The organism is Pseudomonas sp. NPDC089422, from assembly GCF_044749405.1.
Lineage (GTDB): Bacteria > Pseudomonadota > Gammaproteobacteria > Pseudomonadales > Pseudomonadaceae > Aquipseudomonas.
In genome coordinates this window covers 675,800-695,151 of sequence record NZ_JBIVHW010000001.1, presented here as the reverse complement: position 1 = coordinate 695,151, position 19,352 = coordinate 675,800, and the positions used below count along the sequence as shown (strand labels likewise).

General features: G+C 64.0%; 16 protein-coding genes. 7 read left to right on the top strand and 9 right to left on the bottom strand.

Going from position 1 to position 19,352, the window contains the following annotated elements; genetic code table 11:
- The 4 genes from ACIPZ8_RS03165 (at position 1) to ACIPZ8_RS03150 (ending at position 4,957) form a co-directional block, all read left to right on the top strand.
- Complete coding sequence (locus tag ACIPZ8_RS03165) at positions 1-927, top strand: LysR substrate-binding domain-containing protein (protein ID WP_110633978.1); 927 nt, start codon at positions 1-3, stop codon at positions 925-927.
- Positions 928-1,471: 544 nt separating this feature from the next.
- Positions 1,472-3,538: a maltose alpha-D-glucosyltransferase gene (gene treS, locus ACIPZ8_RS03160; protein ID WP_400719539.1), complete on the top strand. Its 2,067-nt coding sequence runs from the start codon at positions 1,472-1,474 to the stop codon at positions 3,536-3,538.
- Between the two features lie 81 nt (positions 3,539-3,619).
- Positions 3,620-4,246: a riboflavin synthase subunit alpha gene (locus ACIPZ8_RS03155; RefSeq protein ID WP_400719537.1), complete on the top strand. Its 627-nt coding sequence runs from the start codon at positions 3,620-3,622 to the stop codon at positions 4,244-4,246.
- Between the two features lie 9 nt (positions 4,247-4,255).
- Entirely contained in the window at positions 4,256-4,957 is a 702-nt protein-coding gene (locus ACIPZ8_RS03150) for a YoaK family protein (RefSeq protein ID WP_400719535.1), read from the top strand.
- A gap of 3 nt (positions 4,958-4,960) precedes the next feature.
- On the opposite strand, the gene proP is transcribed toward ACIPZ8_RS03150, so the two are convergent.
- Positions 4,961-6,463 (bottom strand): glycine betaine/L-proline transporter ProP, encoded by a 1,503-nt coding sequence (gene proP / locus ACIPZ8_RS03145; protein WP_400719533.1) that lies wholly within the window; start codon positions 6,461-6,463, stop codon positions 4,961-4,963.
- A gap of 221 nt (positions 6,464-6,684) precedes the next feature.
- Between proP and ACIPZ8_RS03140 the strand changes: the two genes are divergently transcribed.
- Both ACIPZ8_RS03140 and ACIPZ8_RS03135 read left to right on the top strand, forming a co-directional pair.
- On the top strand, positions 6,685-8,004 hold the full coding sequence (locus ACIPZ8_RS03140) for an NAD(P)/FAD-dependent oxidoreductase (protein ID WP_400719531.1): 1,320 nt from the start codon (positions 6,685-6,687) through the stop codon (positions 8,002-8,004).
- Between the two features lie 64 nt (positions 8,005-8,068).
- Positions 8,069-9,403: an MFS transporter gene (locus ACIPZ8_RS03135; protein ID WP_400719529.1), complete on the top strand. Its 1,335-nt coding sequence runs from the start codon at positions 8,069-8,071 to the stop codon at positions 9,401-9,403.
- 286 nt (positions 9,404-9,689) lie between these two features.
- Here ACIPZ8_RS03135 and hemB read toward each other — a convergent pair whose 3' ends face one another.
- The 7 genes from hemB to ACIPZ8_RS03100 form a co-directional block, all read right to left on the bottom strand.
- Positions 9,690-10,664, bottom strand: coding sequence for a porphobilinogen synthase (hemB, locus tag ACIPZ8_RS03130; protein ID WP_027916845.1), 975 nt, complete (start codon positions 10,662-10,664; stop codon positions 9,690-9,692).
- 199 nt (positions 10,665-10,863) lie between these two features.
- Positions 10,864-11,697 (bottom strand): substrate-binding periplasmic protein, encoded by an 834-nt coding sequence (locus ACIPZ8_RS03125; RefSeq protein WP_400719527.1) that lies wholly within the window; start codon positions 11,695-11,697, stop codon positions 10,864-10,866.
- Between the two features lie 33 nt (positions 11,698-11,730).
- Positions 11,731-12,399 carry an amino acid ABC transporter permease gene (locus tag ACIPZ8_RS03120; protein WP_400719525.1) on the bottom strand — a complete coding sequence of 223 codons (669 nt, stop codon included), beginning with the start codon at positions 12,397-12,399 and terminating at the stop codon, positions 11,731-11,733.
- Positions 12,396-13,037, bottom strand: a complete 642-nt coding sequence (locus tag ACIPZ8_RS03115; RefSeq protein ID WP_400719524.1) for an amino acid ABC transporter permease — start codon at positions 13,035-13,037, stop codon at positions 12,396-12,398. Before ACIPZ8_RS03115 ends, ACIPZ8_RS03120 begins: the two co-directional genes overlap by 4 nt.
- Positions 13,037-13,828 (bottom strand): amino acid ABC transporter ATP-binding protein, encoded by a 792-nt coding sequence (locus tag ACIPZ8_RS03110; protein WP_400719746.1) that lies wholly within the window; start codon positions 13,826-13,828, stop codon positions 13,037-13,039. Before ACIPZ8_RS03110 ends, ACIPZ8_RS03115 begins: the two co-directional genes overlap by 1 nt.
- Before the next feature lie 24 nt (positions 13,829-13,852).
- Entirely contained in the window at positions 13,853-15,145 is a 1,293-nt protein-coding gene (locus tag ACIPZ8_RS03105) for a M24 family metallopeptidase (RefSeq protein WP_400719523.1), read from the bottom strand.
- A gap of 104 nt (positions 15,146-15,249) precedes the next feature.
- Positions 15,250-17,286, bottom strand: a complete 2,037-nt coding sequence (locus ACIPZ8_RS03100; protein WP_400719522.1) for an FAD-dependent oxidoreductase — start codon at positions 17,284-17,286, stop codon at positions 15,250-15,252.
- 126 nt (positions 17,287-17,412) lie between these two features.
- Between ACIPZ8_RS03100 and ACIPZ8_RS03095 the strand changes: the two genes are divergently transcribed.
- The gene (locus tag ACIPZ8_RS03095; protein WP_400719521.1) at positions 17,413-18,054 is read left to right on the top strand and encodes a TetR/AcrR family transcriptional regulator; all 642 of its coding nucleotides are present in this window, start codon (positions 17,413-17,415) and stop codon (positions 18,052-18,054) included.
- A 112-nt stretch (positions 18,055-18,166) separates the two neighbouring features.
- On the opposite strand, the gene ACIPZ8_RS03090 is transcribed toward ACIPZ8_RS03095, so the two are convergent.
- Positions 18,167-18,925 carry a hypothetical protein gene (locus tag ACIPZ8_RS03090; protein WP_400719520.1) on the bottom strand — a complete coding sequence of 253 codons (759 nt, stop codon included), beginning with the start codon at positions 18,923-18,925 and terminating at the stop codon, positions 18,167-18,169.
- Between the last annotated feature and the right edge of the window lie 427 nt (positions 18,926-19,352).

The following is a 19,352-nucleotide window of genomic DNA, read 5'->3' as shown; positions in this document are numbered from 1 at the left end:
ATGCACTGGACCCGCCGCCTGCGCCCGCGCCACCTGCAACTGCTGGTGACGCTGGCCGAAACCGGCAACCTCAGCGACACCGCGCGGCAGGCCTACACCACCCAGCCGGGGCTGTCGAAGTTCCTCAAGGAGCTCGAAGAAGACGCCGGCGCCCTGCTCTTCGAGCGCCACGCCCGTGGCTTGCGACCGACCGCCGAGGGCACCCTGCTGGTCAACCACGCACGGCGCATCCTCAGCGAGATGGAACGGGCGCAGAGCAACCTGGATGCCCTGCGCGAAGGCAACACGCCGAACGTGGCCATCGGCACCTCGCCGGCCTCGGCGCCGAGCCTGGTGCCGGATGCCATCCTGTACTTCCTGGAAAAACACCCGAAAGCGCATGTATCACTCCAGGAAAGCACGATGAACGTGCTGCTCGAACGCCTGCAGCTGGGCCAGCTCGACGTGGTGGTCGGGCGCGTCGACAACTACCAGCCGAGCCAGGCGCTGCACAGCGAAATGCTGTTTCGCGAGCCAATGCAGGTGGTCGCCCGTCCCGACCACCCGCTGGCCGAGCGCAAAGGCCTGAGCTGGGACGACCTGTACCAGTACGACTGGCTGCTGTGGCCGCCGGCCACGCCGATCCGCAACCGCCTCGATACCGCCCTGAGCAACGCCGGGCGCAAGCCGCTGCCGTGCCGGATCGAATCGTCTTCGCTGATGGCCAACCTGTGGTTGATGCAGAACAGCGACATGCTGTCGGTCGCTTCCGGGCGGGTGGCCGAGCACTTCCATGGCCGCGGATTGCTGCGCCGGCTGGACTTCGAGCTGGAGGCGGAAGGCTCGATCGGCATGTGCTGGCGCGATGAGCCGCATATCGAGGGGGCGGTGCTGGATTTGCTGGAAAGTTTGCGCGAAGCGGCCCGCTCCCCCATTCGCAAGCCGTGATCAGTATGGGCCCCTTCGGGCCGTCAATGCCCACCTCGACATCCCGTCGTGCCAACAAGGCGGACAGCGGTGACCTCACAGGAGGGATTGGCCCGAAACAAACTGTAGGAGCGGGCTTGCCCGCGATGCGCCGCGCGGGCGGCGCTCGATCTAATGGGCGCTGCAAAAACACCGGCGGACACGTGGCGGCCTTCACCTTGTCTCTCGGCAGGCACCTATCGGCCATGACCGAATCCTGATTTGACAGGTTGCCAGTGTGGCGTCCAAGCGCCTGTCTTGGGATCGAATGAGGGCCACAAGGTGCATGACGGTGGCCTTGCAGCGCTCTCTAGATCGAGCGCCGCCCGCGCGGCGCATCGCGGGCAAGCCCGCTCCTACAGTCTGTTTCGGGCCAATCTCTCCTGTGCCGGCAACAGGGATCGCCTCGGTGCATGCCTCAGGTCATGTTAGGTGGCATCGGGCCAGGCACTATTCTCAAGCCGAACGATCCGCCCGCCATGCCGTCATAACTTGGGCCGGTGCCGCCACGCAAAGAGGACGCGAAATGACCCAGCCCGACCCGTCATACCTCAAATGGCTCGAAGACCGTTCGATGCTCAAGGTCTCGCAGGAACGCGCCAGGCTGTACTCCGGCCAGTCACGCCTGTGGCAGAACCCCTACGCCGAAGCCCAGCCACGCCGCGCCACGGAAATCGCCTCGGTATGGCTGACCGTCTACCCCGACGCGATCATCGCCCCTGAAGGCTGCTCGGTATTGTCCGCCCTCGGCCACGAAGCGCTGTGGAAGCGCCTGTCGGAGATCGGCGTGCAGGGCATCCACACCGGCCCGATCAAACAATCTGGCGGTGTGCGCGGGCGTGACTTCACCCCGAGCATCGACGGTAACTTCGACCGCATCAGCTTCGACATCGACCCGCTCTACGGCAACGAGCAGGAGCTGGTGCAGATGAGCCGCATGGCCGCCGCGCACAACGCCGTGACCATCGACGACCTGATCCCCTCGCACACCGGCAAGGGCGCCGACTTCCGCCTGGCCGAGCTGGCCCACGGCGCCTACCCCGGGCTCTACCACATGGTCGAGATCCGCGAGGAGGACTGGCCGCTGCTGCCCGACGTGCCCGAGGGCCGCGATGCGGTCAACCTGGCGCCGGCTTTGTGCGACGAACTCAAGCTGCGCCACTACATCGTCGGCCAACTGCAGCGGGTGATCTTCTTCGAGCCCGGGGTCAAGGAAACCGACTGGAGCGCCACGGCGCCGATCACCGGGGTCGACGGCAAGACCCGGCGCTGGGTGTACCTGCACTATTTCAAGGACGGCCAGCCGTCACTGAACTGGCTCGACCCCAGCTTCGCGGCCCAGCAGATGATCATCGGCGACGCCCTGCACGCGCTGGACTGCCTGGGCGCCCGCGGCCTGCGCCTGGATGCCAACGGTTTTCTCGGCGTAGAGACCCGCGCCAGCGGCAGTGCCTGGTCGGAAAGCCACCCGCTGTCGATCGTCGGCAACCAGCTGATCGGCGGCATGATCCGCAAGGCGGGGGGCTTCAGTTTCCAGGAGCTGAACCTGACCCTCGACGACATCGCGCAGATGTCCAAGGGCGGTGCCGACCTGTCCTACGACTTCATCACCCGCCCCGCCTGCCAGCATGCCCTGCTGACCGGCGACACCGAGTTCCTGCGCCTGATGCTCAAGGAAATGCACGCCTTCGGCATCGACCCGGCGTCGTTGATCCACGCCCTGCAGAACCACGATGAACTGACCGTCGAGCTGGTGCACTTCTGGACTCTGCACGCCCACGACATGTACCTGTACAAGGGCCAGACCCTGCCCGGCGGCATTCTGCGCGAGCATATCCGCGAGGAAATCTACGAACGCCTGTCGGGGGAGCATGCGCCGTACAACCTGCGCTTCGTCACCAACGGCATTGCCTGCACCACCGCCAGCCTGATCACCGCGGCGCTGGGCTTTCGCGACCTCGATCAGCTCAGCCCGGCGGACATCGCGCTGATCCAGAAGGTGCATCTGCTGCTGGTGATGTACAACGCCATGCAACCGGGCGTGGTCGCGCTGTCCGGCTGGGACCTGGTCGGCGCCTTGCCACTGCCGGCCGAAGCAGTGGCCGAGCGCATGCTCGACGGCGATACCCGCTGGATCCACCGGGGCGGCTATGACCTGGCCGGGCTCGATCCGCAGGCAGAAGCCTCGGTGCGTGGCATGCCTCGCGCCCGCTCGCTGTATGGCAGCCTCGACCGCCAGCTGGACAACCCCGAGTCGTTCGCCAGCCAGGTGAAGAAGCTACTTGCCGTGCGCCAGGCCTATGGCATCGCCACCAGCCGCCAGGTGCTGGTGCCCGAGGTCAGCAGCCCGGGCCTGCTGGTGATGGTGCATGAGCTGCCGGCCGGGCGTGGCATCCAGATCAGTGCCTTGAACTTCGGCCAGGCGGTAATTGCCGAGGAACTGCAATTGACCGGCTTCACCCCGGGGCCAGTGGTGGACATGATCAACGAGACGGTCGAAGGCGACCTGACCGAGGATGGCCGGCTGACCGTCAATCTCGACCCCTATGAGGCGCTGTGCCTGAGGATCGTGAACAGCAGCGGGCATGTCTGAGGCCGGTACAGCGACCTTGATTTTGAAGCGCCAGAGGCATAGCGTGCGGGTGTTTCCATTTCTGTGCCCAGGAGCAACTCCATGTACACCGGCATCGTCCAGGCCGTCCGCCCTCTGCTTGATGTGACCAGCTACCCGGGCCACAACCAGTTCACCATCGAACTCACCCCGGAACTGCTCGACGAGCTGAAGATCGGTGCCAGCGTCAGTGTCGAGGGCACCTGCCTGTCGGTCACCGAAATCGACGGCACCCAGGTGAAGTTCGACGCCATGACCGCCACCCTCGAACGCACCAACCTGCGCTTTTTCAAGGCTGGCCAGGGCGTGAACATCGAGCGTTCGGCGAAAATGAACGCCGAAGTCGGCGGCCACCTGATGGCCGGCCACATCGCCACCACCGCCGAGGTCGTCGAACTGTCGATCAAGGATACCGGTGCCTTCATCACCTTCCGCATGCCAGCTGAGTGGGGCAAGTACGTGTTCCCGCGCGGTTTCATCGGGGTCAACGGCTGCAGCCTGACCGTCGCCGATGTCGAAGACAACGTGGTGACCATCAACCTGATCCCGGAAACCCTGCGCCAGACCACCTTCGCCCGCTACCAGGCCGGCGAGTTGCTGAACATCGAGGTGGACCACCAGACCATGGTGCTGGTGGACGTGGTGGAGCGCACGATCAAAAGCACCCTCGCCCGCGAAATGCCGCGCTGAAGCCGGCCCATGCTGCCCAACGCCCTTCCCGCGCGCACGGCCAGGCGCCTGCGCCTGCAGATATTGCGTGGCCGCGTCGGCCTTGGCCTGGTGGCGGGGTTGTCGGTGCTGGCCGGCATGACCGATGCCATCGGCCTGCTGGCGCTGGGCGATTTCGTCTCGTTCATGAGCGGCAATACCACACGCCTGGCCGTGGCCATCAGTGAAGCGGACCTGGCCATGGTGCTGCGCCTGAGCGGCGCCGTGCTGGGCTTCGTGGCCGGTAACGCGCTGGGCGTGCTGCTGGCCCGAAGCTTCCGGCGCCGGGCCTGGCCGGTGTTGCTGGTGGTCGCGGCACTGCTGGCCTGCGCCGCGTTGTGGCCATTTGCAGCAACCTTCCCGGCGCTGCTGGCCGCCACCCTGGCCATGGGCATGATCAATGCGGTGGTGGAACAGGTGAACGGCCTGCCCATCGGCCTGACCTACGTCACCGGTGCCCTGTCGCGCTTCGGCCGCGGCCTGGGCCGCTGGTTGCTGGGCGAGCGGCGCAACGGCTGGCGGGTGCAACTGGTGCCCTGGGCCGGCATGCTGCTGGGTGCCGCCCTCGGCGCCTGGCTGCAACAGCGCCTGGGCTTGCAGGCAATGGCAGGCAGTGCTGCGCTGGCCTGCCTGCTGGCGCTGGTGTCGCGGTTCATCCCACGTTCCTGGCAGCGCGGCTACATGCCGCGCTGAGCCTCACTCGATGCGCGGATGTTGCTGCACCAGCAACTGGCGCCTGGCCTCGAGCTCGGCAATCTGCGCGTCGATGTCTTCGATCTTCTGCTCGATGTTGTCGTGGTGCTCCTGCAGCAGTTCGCGCGCTTCTTCGAGGTCCGACGCGGCGGGCGCTGCGCCACGCAGCGGCTTGTTGGCGGTTTCCTTCATGGTCAGGCCGGTGGCCAGGCCAATCAGGGCAATCACCATCAGGTAATACGCAGGCATGTACAGGTTGCCGCTGCTCTCCACCAGCCAGGCAGCGAGAGTCGGGGTCAGGCCGGCGATCAGCACCGAGATGTTGAAGGCACTGGCCAGGGCGCTGTAGCGGATGTGCGTGGGGAACATCGCCGGCAGGGTCGAGGCCATCACGCCGATGAAGAAGTTCAGCAGCACGGCGATGATCAGCAGGCCGGAGAAGATCAGCCCGAGCGCGCCGCTGTTGATCAGCATGAACGCCGGGATCGCCAGGGCGAACAACCCGACACTGCCCACCACGATGAACGGCCGGCGGCCGTACTTGTCGCTCATCAGGCCGATGATCGGTTGCACGAACAGCATGCCGACCATGATCGCGATGATGATCAGCACGCCGTGGTCTTCGCTGTAGTGCAGGTTGTGTGACAGGTAGCTGGGCATGTAGGTGAGCAGCATGTAGTAGGTGACGTTGGTGGCGATCACCACGCCGATGCAGGTCACCAGGCTGCGCCAGTGCTGGGTGGCGACCTCCTTGAACGACACCTTCGGCCCCGAGGCCAGGCCCTCGCGGTCACCCTGTTCGAGCTTGTCCACGTGTTGCTGGAATGCCGGGGTTTCTTCCAGCGCGTGGCGCAGGTAGAGGCCGATGATGCCCAGCGGCAAGGCCAGGAAGAATGGCAGGCGCCAGCCCCATTCGAGGAATTTCTCTTCGCCGATGACGGTGGAAATCAGCACCACCACACCCGCCCCCAGCACGAAGCCGGCGATCGAGCCAAAGTCCAGCCAGCTGCCGAGGAAGCCGCGTTTGCGGTCCGGGGCGTACTCGGCGACGAAGATCGATGCCCCGGTGTACTCCCCGCCCACCGAGAAACCCTGGGCCATCTTTGCCAGCAACAGCAGGATCGGCGCCCAGATGCCGATCGAGGCATAGGACGGTATCAGGCCGATGGCGAAGGTGCTCAGCGACATGATCACGATGGTCGCGGCGAGGATTTTCTGCCGCCCGAAGCGGTCGCCCAAGGCGCCGAAGAACAGCCCGCCCAGCGGGCGGATCAGGAACGGCACCGAGAACGTGGCCAGCGCCGCGATCATCTGCACGCTGGGGTCGGCGTTGGGGAAGAACACCTTGCCCAGGGCGAAGGCGACGAAGCCGTACACGCCGAAGTCGAACCACTCCATGGCGTTGCCCAGTGCGGCAGCGGTGATCGCCTTACGCATCTTGGCGTCGTCGACGATGGTGATGTCCTTGAGGCCGATTGGCTGGACGCTTTTCTTGCGAGATTTCATGCCTGTATCCCTGTCGCTGAAGGCTCTAAGGGTTCAGATACAACGGGACACTAAATAATTCAGCGCTCAGTGATTTTTTGTGCCCGGCAGAAATCGAAGCGGAAAAAACGAATAGTAGACAATTTGTATAATGTAGATAGACAATGACAAAATGTCGCACTCGTCGGCCGATGTGCCACTGCGGCATGCAAGCGTGCAAGATCGTTAACCGGAGTAGATAAATGCAAAAAGTAACTTCGCTGCCTGGCGATGACGCCCGTCCGGGCTGGTACCACACCAGCCCCAAGCGTCAGCCACGCCCGGGCCATTCGGGTCGCAAGGAAGCGCGCTGGACCATCGTCGGCGCCGGCCTGACCGGTCTGGCAGCGGCGCGCCAGATGGCGTTGAACTTCCCCAATGAAGAGATCGTGCTGGTCGAGGCCCAGGAAGTCGGCTTCGGCTCCGCAGGCCGCAACGCCGGTTTCGCCATCGATGTGCCCCACGACATCGGCGCCAAGGACTACATCGGCGATGTCACCACCGCGACCAAGGTTCTGCGCCTGAACACCCTCGGCCAGGACTACCTGCGTGATATCGTCGAGCGCAATGGCATCGACTGCCAGATGTCCGACTCCGGCAAGTACCAGGCGGCCGTCGGCGCCAAGGGCATCGCCATCCTCGAGGCCTACCGCAGCGGCCTGGAGAAGATCGGCTGCAGCTCCACCCTGATCGACGAGCAGGACCTGCCCGCGCACATCGGCACCTCGTACTACAAGAAAGCCCTGCACATTCCTGGCACCCTGCTGCTGCAGCCATCGGCACTGGTCAAGGGCCTGGCCGACCACCTGCCGGCCAACGTCACCCTGTACGAAAACACCCCGATCACCTCGATCGACCAGGGCGAACGCATCACCCTGGTACACGCGCGCGGCAGCATCGTCACCGACAAGCTGATCCTGGCCAACAACGGCTTCGCCTCGGCCTTCGGCTTCCTCAAGGGCCGCCTGCTGCCGACGTTCCTGTACGCCAGCCTCAGCCGCCAGCTGACCGAGGAAGAACAGGCCCGCCTGGGTGGCCAGCCGGTGTGGGGGGTTATCCCTGCGCACCCGTTCGGCAGCACCGTGCGCCGCACCGCCGACAACCGCATCCTGATCCGCAACAGCTTCAACTTCTACCCGGACGGCCGCCCGCGCGCCAATGCGCTGCAGCGCCACCTGCCGGCCCACCGCAAGTCGTTCGAGCGGCGCTTCCCGATGCTCGGCAACGTCGAGTTCGAATACTCCTGGAGCGGTGCCATCTGCCTGTCGGAAAACCACGAAGGCTTCTTCGGCCAGCTGGCACCGAACGTTTACGGCGCACTGTGCTGCAACGGCCTGGGCATCACCCGTGGCACGGCCACGGGCAAGCTGCTGGCCGACTGGCTGCTGGGCGAGCGCAACGAGCACATCGACTTCCTGCTGTCCTCGCCCGGCCCGAACAAGACCCCGCCGCAGCCGTTCCTGTCGATCGGCGTGAACTCGGTGCTCAAGTGGGGCCAGTTCCGCGCCGGCCTGGAAGTCTGATCCAAGCGGGCCGCCGGGCCCGCATCCACACGTTCTTGCATCACCTACCGTTCAAGAGAGACTCATGCGTTCCACAGCCCCACCCGTCCTGATCGACGACGTTGAAATCAACCGTTTCCATCAACTGCTCACCCTGCGTACAGGGCTGGGCTGGGTGATGGTCGGTTACATCCTCAGCATCATCGGCGTCGCCACTATCCCCATGTCCACCGCACTGCAACTGGGCGGCTTCTGGCAAGGCATGGTCGCCGCCATGGCCCTGCTCGGCGTGTTCGCCGGCGGTTTCTTCGGCGGCTGGCTGACCGACCGCATGGGCCGGCAGAAGCTGTTCTTCGTCGCCCCGGCCATTGTCATGCTGTCGTCCATCGCCATGCTCTGGGTTCAGGACCCGCTGGCCCTGTCGCTGCTGCGCCTGTGCTGCGGCCTGGCCGTCGGCATCGAATACACCGCGGCTGGCTCGCTGCTGACCGAGTTCATTCCGCAGAAATCCCGTGGTTCGCGCCTGTCGCTGCTGACCGTGCTGTGGTTCGTCGGCGCCGCGCTGGCTTACATCGCCGGCAACTTCATGCTGGCCGACGCCGGCCCTGAACAATGGCGCACGGTCATGGCCAGCCCGGCGATCATTGCCGGCTTGCTGTTGCTGGCCCGCCTGGGTACCCCGGAGTCACCGCGCTGGCTGCTGAGCAAGGGCCGCCGCGAGGAAGCCGAGCAGGTGATCCGCCAGGTCTACGGCCCTGAGTTTTCGCTGCGCAACATCAGCGATGACACCGCCTCGGGCAAGGCGATGTCGTTCCTCGACGCGCTGCGCGCCGGCTACGGCAAGCGCATCTTCTTCGTGGTGATGTTCTGGGCCTGCGCGGTGATCCCGCTGTTCGCCGTGTACGCCTTCGTGCCCAAGCTGTTCCAGGCCCTGAAGCTGACCGGCAACCTGGCCGCCTACGGCTCGATCGGCATCACCCTGATCCTGGTGATCGGCTGCTGCGTCGCCACCTGGCTGATCAACTACCTGGGCCGACGCACCATCATCATCCACAGCTTCCTGTGGTCGGGCCTGGCGCTGCTGGGCCTGGGGCTGTTCCCGGATGCCCAGGGCTGGGTGGTGCTGTCGCTGTTCGGTGCCTATGCACTGTTCATCGGCGGCGCCCAGGTGCTGGAGTTCGTCTACCCGAACGAGCTGTTCCCCACCGAGATCCGCGCCTTCGCGGTCGGCATGGGCGCCTCGCTGGCCGCCTTCAGCTCGGCCATCGGCACCTGGCTGGTGCCCATCTCGCTGGAGCAGTTCGGCATTGCCAACACCATGTTCGCGGCGACGGCGATCACCATGCTGGGGCTGGCGGTGTCGCTGCTGCTTGCACCGGAGACCAGGTCAATGAGCCTGAAGGAAGCGGCAGCTTTGTAGGGCTTGGGATTTTTTGCGCCTGGTAGATCGAGCGCCGCCCGCGCGGCGCATCGCAGGCAAGCCTGCTCCTACATCTGTTTCGGGCCAGTCAGTCCTGTGGCAGAGGCGCGCGTACCCCTTGGTGCATGGCTCGATATTGCGTCGTACAAACAAGGGGCCGCGCGCCAATGCCTCAGGTGCAATTGGCCCGAAACAGATGTAGGAGCAGGCTTGCCTGCGATGCGCCGCGCGGGCGGCGCTCGATCTACCAGGCGACAAACATCTCGAGGCGAACACCCCGAACCAATCAGATCCCTTCGCGGGCCAGGTCCATGGCGAAGTAGGTCAGGATCAGGTCGGCACCGGCTCGCTTGATCGCGCCGATGCTTTCACGCACCACCCGGCCTTCGTCGATGGCACCGGCCAGGCCGCCGAACTTGATCATCGCGTACTCGCCGCTCACCTGGTATGCCGCCAGTGGCAGGCGCGAGGCGGCGCGGATGTCGGCGATCACGTCGAGGTATGCACCGGCCGGCTTGACCATCAGCACATCGGCCCCTTCCTGCTCGTCGAGCAACGATTCGCGCACCGCTTCGCGGCGGTTCATCGGATTCATCTGGTAACTCTTGCGGTCGCCCTTGAGCGCGGTACCGCCCGCTTCACGGAACGGGCCATACAACGACGAGGCGAACTTGGTGGAATAGGCCATGATCGCCGTGTCGTGGAAGCCGGCGCCATCCAGGGCACTGCGGATGGCCTGCACCTGACCGTCCATTGCCGCCGACGGGGCAATGAAGTCGGCACCGGCAGCGGCGGCGATGACCGCCTGCTTGCCCAGGTTGGCCAGGGTGGCGTCGTTGTCCACGCCGTGGTCGTGCAACACGCCGCAGTGGCCGTGGCTGGTGTATTCGCAGAAGCAGGTGTCGGACATCACGACCATTTCCGGCACGGTGTCCTTGCAGATGCGCGACATGCGCGCGACCAGTCCGTTCTCGTTCCAGGTGTCGCTGCCGGTGGCATCCAGATTGTGCGACACGCCGAAGGTCATCACCGACTTGATGCCGGCACGGGCATAGCGCTCGATTTCCTGGGCCAGCAGTTTTTCCGGAATGCGGTTGACACCCGGCATGCTGGTGATCGGCACGAAGTCATCGATGCCTTCCTCGACGAAGATCGGCAGGATCAGGTCTTCCAGGCGGAACTCGGTTTCCTGGAAGATCGTGCGCAGGGATTCGTTCTGGCGCAGGCGGCGGGGACGAACGGAAGGGAAACGGTTGGACATGACAGCTCCAGGGCATTTTTTAACGGCGTATACCTTATGCCTGTCGCGCGCCAGTGAAAAGGCCAGATGACGAGATTATGTCTTGCGCCAAAGGCAACAGCCATTTTTTGCCTGTGTCGGCCCCTTCGCGGGGCAAGCCCGCTCCTACAAGATCCTGTAAGAGCGGGCTTGCCCCGCGAAGAGGCCGCCACAGGAAAACTCAATCCACCAGCCTTGGCGCCCCCACTTCAGCCGCCTGTCGGTCCAGCCCATGGGCCTCGAGAATCCGCGCAATCTCGCCACTGCCATGCAACGCCTGGATGTTGGCATCCAGCGCCTTGCCCAGTTCGGCATTGCTCAGCATGTACGGAATCGCCGTCTGCCCCGGCTGCTCGGTGGCCTTCACCCGCGGATCGGGCGCCGACACCTTGATGCTCGCGCCTTGATAAGCCCCCTTCTGCTGCGACGCGATTGCCACCGCGTGGCTGTCGATGCCCGCTTCGATGCGCCCGGAGGCCAGGTCCTGGGCCATGGCCACCGGGTTGGGGTACAGCACCAGGTTATCGCCCAGCACCTGCTTCAGGTCATTGACCCACAGGTAACCCTGCACGGTGCCGACCCGCTTGCCTTCCAGTTCGCCGACCGTGGCATAGCCCGGCTTGGAGATGATGCCCATCACATCCAGATACAGCGGCGCCGACAGGCCCAGCACTTTGCCGCGTTCGACGGTGCGGTACCAGTCGCCGATCACCACGTCGGCACGACGGGTGACCACCGACTGGATCGCTGCCGCCGGGTCGAGCACGCTGGCCTTGATGGTCAGGCATTCGCGGGCGGCGATCTGCCTGATGATCTCGCCGTCCACGCCGCCCAGCTCCTGGTTTGGCCCGGGGATCGAGTAAGGCGGGAACACCCAGGCCGCCACAGTCAGCACGCCGGGGGTCAAGGTTTCGAAACTGTGGCTTGGCTTGCACTCGGCCAGGGCCTGAGCACTGCCGGCAACGGCGACACAGAGAGCCAGCCAACGGGTCATGCGCTTGAATGGTTTCATCACGGATACCTTCTCAATGTAAGGGGCAGGCAGGGTTCAGGGCGTTGCGTGCTGGCCGGGCGCCAGTCTTCTTTCCAGGGCGGCGACGCCCAGGCTTGCCGGGGCGCAGACGGCTGCGTACATCAAACCGGCCAGCACCAGCACCGGCATGTACTGGAAGGTCGAGGAGCCGATGGCCGAGGCGCGGCTGACGATTTCGGGCAAGGCGATGGTGAAACACAGCGACGAGGCCTGGAACATCATGATCGAGAAGCCCAGCAGCGACGGCAGCGCCACCCGCAGTGCCTGGGGCAGGATCACGTAGCGCAGCGCATCGACCCGGTCCAGGCCGATCACCTCGGCCGCTTCATGCTGCCCCCGGGCCACCGCCTCCAGGCCACCACGGATGATTTCGCTGGTATAGGCCGCCGTGCAGTAGGCCAACGCCAGCACGGCCGCCCAGAACGAACTCAGGGTCAGGCTCACCGACGGCAGGCCAAAGTAGAAGTACTGCAACAGGATCAAGGCCGGCGCACCGCGCCCCAGCTCGACGATCACCAGCGCCGGGTAGCGCACCGCCCTGCCCTTCGCGCTTACGCCCAGGGCCAGCAGCAGGCCGAGGAACACGCCGAGCGCCAGGCTGATGGCGGTCACCTGCAACGACAGCACGAAGCCCTTCCACAGCTCCGGGAACCACTCGACCCATTGGCTCAGCATCTCGTTCATTGGCTGATCCTCCGTTGCAAACCGGCCGACACCCAGCGCGAGGCCAGCGCCACCGGCACGCTGAGCACCAGGTACACCAGCGCGGCAGCGCTGTACACGCCCAACCCCTGGAAGGTTTGCTGCGACACCTGGTACGCCTGGAAGCTGATGTCCGTCACACCCAGCGTCGACGCCACCGCCGAGTCCTTGAGCAGGCCGATGGCATAGGTGGCCGCCGTCGGGATGGAGATGCGCGTCAGCTGCGGCAACACCACATCGAAGAAGCGTTGCGCTGGCGACAGGTTGAGCACATGGGCCGCCTCGTACTGGCCATCGGGGATCGCCGCAAAGGCGCCGCGATACACCTCGGCCATCTGCGCGGCGGTGATCAGGCCCAGGCCCACCACCGCCGCGACGAACGGCGACAGGGTGAGATAGCCACCGCCAATGCCGAAGAAGATGAAAAACAGCCAGACGATCGGCGGGATCGAGCGCAAGGTCAGCACGATGGCCGCACCCAGCGCCGCCAACCCGCGTGAGCGGGCCATGCGCAGCGCGCACAGCGGGAAGCCCAGCACCACCCCGGTGGCGAACGCACACAGGGTCACCCCCAGCGTCCACGGCACGCCCGTGAGCAACATCGCAAGAATGTCGTTCATCAGCGGTCCCTCACGGCCTGAAGAAACTTCACCACCCGCTCATGCTGTGGCTGGCGCATCACCCGGGCACTCGGGCCCTGTTCGAGGATGCGCCCGTCAGCCATCACCACCACCCGGTCGGACACCGTCTCGGCAAAGTGCATCTCGTGGGTGACGACGATCATCGTCATGCCCTCGGCAGCCAACTCCTTCATCGCCGCCAGCACTTCCAGGCCCAGTTCCGGGTCCAGCGCCGAGGTCGGCTCGTCGAACAGCATCAGCTCGGGCTCCAGCGCCAGTGCCCGGGCGATGGCGATGCGCTGCTGCTGGCCACCGGAACAGCGCGCCGGGTAGTGCCCAGCCTTGTCGGCCAGGCCCACTCGCTCCAGCAACTGCAGCGAGCGCGCATCGGCCTCGCGCTGGCTGCGCCCAAGGGTGCGCACCTGCGCCAGGCTGACGTTGCGCAGCACGGTCATGTGCGGGAACAGGTTGAACGACTGGAACACCATGCCGATACGCCGGCGCAGCTTCAGCAGGTCGGCGCGCGCCAGTGGCGTGGCGGCGTCGATGTCAAGCTGGTCGAGGCGGATGCGCCCGCGGGTCGGCGGTTCCAGCTGGTTGATACAGCGCAGCAAGGTGCTCTTGCCCGAGCCGCTGGGACCGATGATGGCCACCACCTCGCCCTTGCGCATCTCGAAATTGACGTCGTGCAGCACCTCATAGGGGCCAAACTGCTTGTGGATCGACTCCAGGCGCAGGAATGCCGGTTTGGGCTCAGGCATGGGTGGCACCTGGCGCAGCGGAACGCTCATCGGGTTCATGGGCAGGCCCTCCGCTCAAGACCGCTGGTCATCGACCAGGGGCGTGCTCGACAGCTTGACCGCGCCTTGGGCGGTGATCAGCACCTGTTCTTCCAGCTTCACGCCTTCACGCCCGCCACGTTCGCCGATGTAGCTTTCCACCGAGACCACCATGTTTTCCTGGAACAGGCCGTCATAGCCCCACTCGGCGAAGTCCACGGCGTAGGCCACGCTGGGGTATTCGTCGACCAGGCCGACACCGTGCAGCATCATCATGTAGCGGTTGTGCTCGAACTTGCGCGGCACCGGCCAGCAGCGCTCGGCGAACTCGCGGAACGACAGGCCCGGGCGCAGCAGCCCGACGTTATGGCTGATCTGCTGGCTGGCGATGTCGAGCAGTTCGCGCTGGGCCGCCGTCACCGGTTTGCCAGGGCAGACGAAGCTGCGCGAGATGTCCGACAGGTAGCCACCGGGGCCGACCATATCGGTGTCGAAACAGACCATCTCGCCGGCCTCGATAACCTTGTCGGTAGCGTCCTGGAACCATGGATTTGTGCGCGGGCCGGAGCTAAGCAGGCGGCTTTCGGCCCACTCGCCACCCTGGGCGACGTTGGTGCCATGGAGAATGCTCCACAGCTGGTTTTCGGTAATGCCTGGCTGCAGGCTGGCGCGCATGCGGGCGATGGCCAGGTCGCAGACCGCCATCGAGACCCGGTGGCTGGCGACTTCCTCAACCGACTTGATCAGCCGCGCCTGCTCCATCAACGGTTGCGCATCGAACAGCTCGATGCCCTTGGCCTTGAGCTTGTCGGCGCCCCACGGATCGCAGCGGTCCACGGCCAGGCGACGGTTGCCTCCGCTGTGGCGGACCATCAGCTCGGCCACTTCGGCCGCCCACAACGCGGCTTTTTCGTCGACCCGCGGGCCGGCCAGGAAGTACAGCCAGGGCAACGCCGGGCGGATCTCGTCGATGGTTTCGACGTGCTCGCTGTTGTGCCGGCTGCTAGTGAACTCGAACAGCACCACCGGGCCCTCGGTGGGCACGAACACATAACGGCTGGGCGAATGCATGACCCACAGGCCGAGGTTGTTGGTGTCGGTGGCGTAGCGGATGTTGATCGGGTCGGCGAGCAGGATGCCGCCGTAGTCATGGGCACGCAGTTGCTGGCGGATGCGCTCCAGGCGGTAGCGGCGCAGGGCCTTGCGGTCGATCGCGGCCTGGGCGGCAAGCAGCTCGCTGTCCACCGGGGCCAGGGCGTGGCCGGTTACGCTGACGTCGTCACGAAACTGCAGGGATGGCGCGGGGCTCGGTCGGGTACCGATGTGCATGGTTACACTCTCCACTGGATATCGTTGTCGTTGTTGGAGCCAGGGCAGTAACAAGGAAGCGCGAAACGGGTGCTGCTGTTCTTATGGTTCTTGTGGCGCGTGGCTCAAAGGTCCTTGACCAGGCGCAGGGCGTCGTAGATGGCGGCATGGGTGTTGCGCGAGGCCACCGCATCGCCGATGCGGAACAGCTGGAAGCGGCCATCATCGCGGCGGGCCACGGCCTGCGGACGGCCGGCGATCAGGTCCATGTATTCCACTGCGCCTTCGTTGCTCGACAGCGGGCACAGCGCGAAATACAGGTCGTCCAGCGGGCGGGTGCCGTGGTTGACCACCACCTGGTCGACCAGTCGGGTCTGGCGCAGCTCGCTGTAGTCGGTGCCGATGGTTGCCAGCAGGCCGTCGGCGGTTTTGCTCACGGCTTTAAGGCGCCAGGTCACGGTGAAGGTGGTGTCCAGTTGCTGCAGGGCGCGCATGTAGGGCACCAGGTTCATGCCCATGACCTCGGGCGAGAAGGTGCGGTCGGGGGTCATGATCTCGGTGCGCGCGCCGCTCTGGGCGATGAACTCGGCGGCCTGCAACGCAGCGTGGTCGCCGGCGTCGTCGTACACCAGCACATTGCGCCCGGGTTTGACGTCGCCCGAGATGATGTCCCAGCTCGACACCACCAGGTCATTGCCTTGCTCCAGTACCTCGGTATGCGGCAGGCCACCGGTGGCGACGATGACCACGTCGGGGGCTTCGTCGAGGATGATCTGGCTGTCGGCCCAGACGTTGTAGTGGAAGGTCACGCCCAGGCGTTCGCACTGGGCCAGGCGCCAGTCGATGATGCTGATCATCTCCTTGCGCCGCTCCGACTGCGCGGTCAGGCGGATCTGCCCGCCGGCCTTGTCGGCCACCTCGTACACCACCACTTCATGGCCCCGTTCGCCTGCCACCCGCGCAGCCTCCAGGCCCGCCGGGCCGGTCCCGACGATGACGATCTTGCGCTTGCGCCCGGCTTTGGGTATCTGGTGTGGCATGGTGGTTTCGCGGCCGGTGGCGGCGTTGTGGATGCAGTAGGCGGAACCACCGTGGTAGATGCGATCGAGGCAGTAGTTGGCGCCGACGCAGGGGCGGATGTCGTCTTCGCGGCCTTCGATGATCTTGCGCACGATGTGCGGGTCGGTCATGTGCGCACGGGTCATGCCGACCATGTCCACCTTGCCGCTGGCAATGGCATGGCGAGCGGTGGCCACATCCGGGATCTTCGCCGCATGGAAGGTCGGGAAACCGGTCAGCGAGCGAATTTCACCGGCGAAGTCCAGGTGTGGCGCGTTGCGCATGCCCTGGATCGGGATGATGTCGGTCAGGCCGGCGTCGGTGGCGATGTTGCCGCGGATCACGTTGAGGAAGTCGATCATGCCGCTGTTCTTCAGTAGCTGGGAGATCTCCAGGCCCTCCTGTTTGGTCAGCCCGCCGGCCAGCACTTCATCACCGGTGTAGCGAATGCCGACGATGAACTCGCTGCCGACCCGTTTGCGGATGGCCGTAAGCACCTCGAAGGTAAAGCGCAGGCGGTTTTCCAGCGAGCCACCGTAGACGTTCTGCAGCTCGTTGGTCAGCGGCGACCAGAACTGGTCCATCAGGTGGCCGTAGGCCTGCAGCTCGATGCCGTCGAGCCCGGCGGCCTGCATGCGTTCGGCGGCATCGGCGTAATCCTTGACGATGCGCTCGATGTCCCAGATTTCCAGGCGCTTGGGAAAGGCCCGGTGCGCCGGCTCCTGGTTGTGCGACGGCGACACCACCGGCAGCCAGTCGCCCTTGTCCCAGCGGGTGCGACGGCCCAGGTGGGTGAGCTGGATCATCACCGCCGCGCCGTGCTCGTGGCATTCGTCGGTGAGGTCCTTCATCCAGCCGACCACCTCGTCCTTGTAGGCCAGCACGTTGTTGAACACTGGCGGGCTGTCGCGGGAGATGGCCGCTGAACCGGCGGTCATGGTCATGGCCACGCCGGCCTTGGCGCGCTCGACGTGATAGGCGCGGTACAGCTGCTTGGGCATGCCGTCTTCGGGGTAGGCGGGTTCGTGGGAGGTGGTGATGATGCGGTTGCGCAGGGTGAGGTGCTTGAGTTGGTACGGCTGAAGCAACGGATCATTGGACATGGTCGTTCTCGCGTTCAGGTCATCAGGCAAAATCGACATTAGACCCCATGTACACCAGTGTCAATAAATTAGACAGTGGTGTACATTGAGCTTGTCAGGCCCCGATGGATACGGAACAATGCGCCTATGAACATGACCTCGAACCACCCGGAAATCGCCACCCGCGGCTCGATCGAGAGCTGGCTCAACGCGGCCTTCGAAACCCTCAAGGAGTCGGGGGTGGATGCCGTGCGCGTGCTGCCGCTGGCCAAGAAGCTCAACCTCGCCCGCACCAGTTTCTACTGGTACTTCGAAGACCGCGAAGCCCTGCTCGCGGCGCTGATCGAGCAGTGGAAGAACAAGAACTCCCGCAACCTGGTGAGCCACGCCCAGGCCTACGCGGCGACGATCACCGAAGCGATCCTCAACGTGTTCGACTGCTGGCTGAACAGTGACCTGTTCGACTCGCAGTGCGAATTTGCCATGCGCAGCTGGGCGCTGCAGTCGGAGCAGGTAGCCGAGGAAATCAAGCAGGCCGACAACCTGCGCATGGCCGCGCTGAAGGCGATGTTCGACCGCTTCGGCTTCAGCGAAGACGCCGCCGCCACCCGCGCCCGCTCGATCTACCTGGCGCAGATCGGCTACATCAGCATGAAGACCGTCGAGCCGCTGGAATACCGCATGCGCTTCATTCCGGAGTACCTGCGCATCTTTACCGGTGAGGAGCCGGCGACACATGAGCTGGAGCGGTTCTACCAGCGCAATGGCTTTGTGCCGCCCGGCGCTTGAACTGGGTCATGCTGCGACGGCAATCGTCGATTCCCAGCGCTGTGAGGGCGCCTCGGCAAGCAGCCTAGTACTGGTTGCTTCCGGGGCGTCAGCCTCCTTGATCAACCACACATCACCCAGCTTTCTTGCTCCTGACAAGAAACGCTTCGATCGCACGCCTAACTTCGTGCCATTGCAAAAATTTTTCTGGCGACATCGTAACTTGCACCTTCAAAACCCCGTTCATTAGAAACATCATTTCACAAGCATAAAAATCGGGCTCCCTCGCCTGCCAATTGCAAATAGTGACAGAGGTAACCACCCCTCGCTCTTCCTTCCAGAAGATTCTTCTGTTTCGCCTCCCCCAAGAATAATCGTTTCCCACATCACGATAGAGACCTAGCTGACTGTCATATACAACAACTGGCGCCTCCCCAAATGAGCGCATCTCCAGTAATTGGTCTCGCCACTGCCGCAGGTCGTTGCCACTGGCCACAATCGGAGTAACTGCAACCAACAAACCTCCCCTATCCAAAAGCCGCTCATGAATCCGATGATTGTCTGCCGGCTCCAGCCCTGGCCAACTCATCGCAATGAAAATTGACGCAATGTTAATATCGCAGTCATTTTTCCTTACATAATATGAACGCCTTGAAGATCTTTCCTCGTACTCCGGCCAAAAAGGGAAATAAAGCCGGGAAAACTCATACACCTCGCCCGCCATTTTTCCGCAGACAACTGGAGGAGACTCATAAAGTTGCGCTGGCTTTGTATACACATAACAGATCAATCCAGCATATAGAACCGCCCGCATCGCCAATAACAAACCAGCACAGATCCTCAGCGTCTGCCAGGTAATAACATACAATCGAACCGCTTGAATTTTCAGCATTCGAGAACCTCAAGAAAACAGCACTTAATGGCACACAACTTGGTTCAGCCAAGCCAACTGACACCCAAAGGCACATAGCCATTAAAGCTCCGCATGACCAGGCAGGCCAGGCCGCTGTCACTTGCGTGATGGTCAACAACTTCAGATAGATCGGACACCAGCCACCCCATGAGCGACTTGAACAAGGGTAGATACTAACGCCTAACAGTAGGATAACAGCCCTACACGAGCCAGACTTATCCTGTAGGAATACCCCGAGCAACAATCACTACTGTCGGAGTATTCCGAGAAAGTCTAATTAATGCGTAGGAATTTATTACCTACAAGGTGGGAATATATGCAGAAACATTAGATTTTAAGCCTGTATTACAGGCGCTTACTTTATTTACATGCCAGCTCCTTCAGAGCCCCACCCTATCCAGATAAT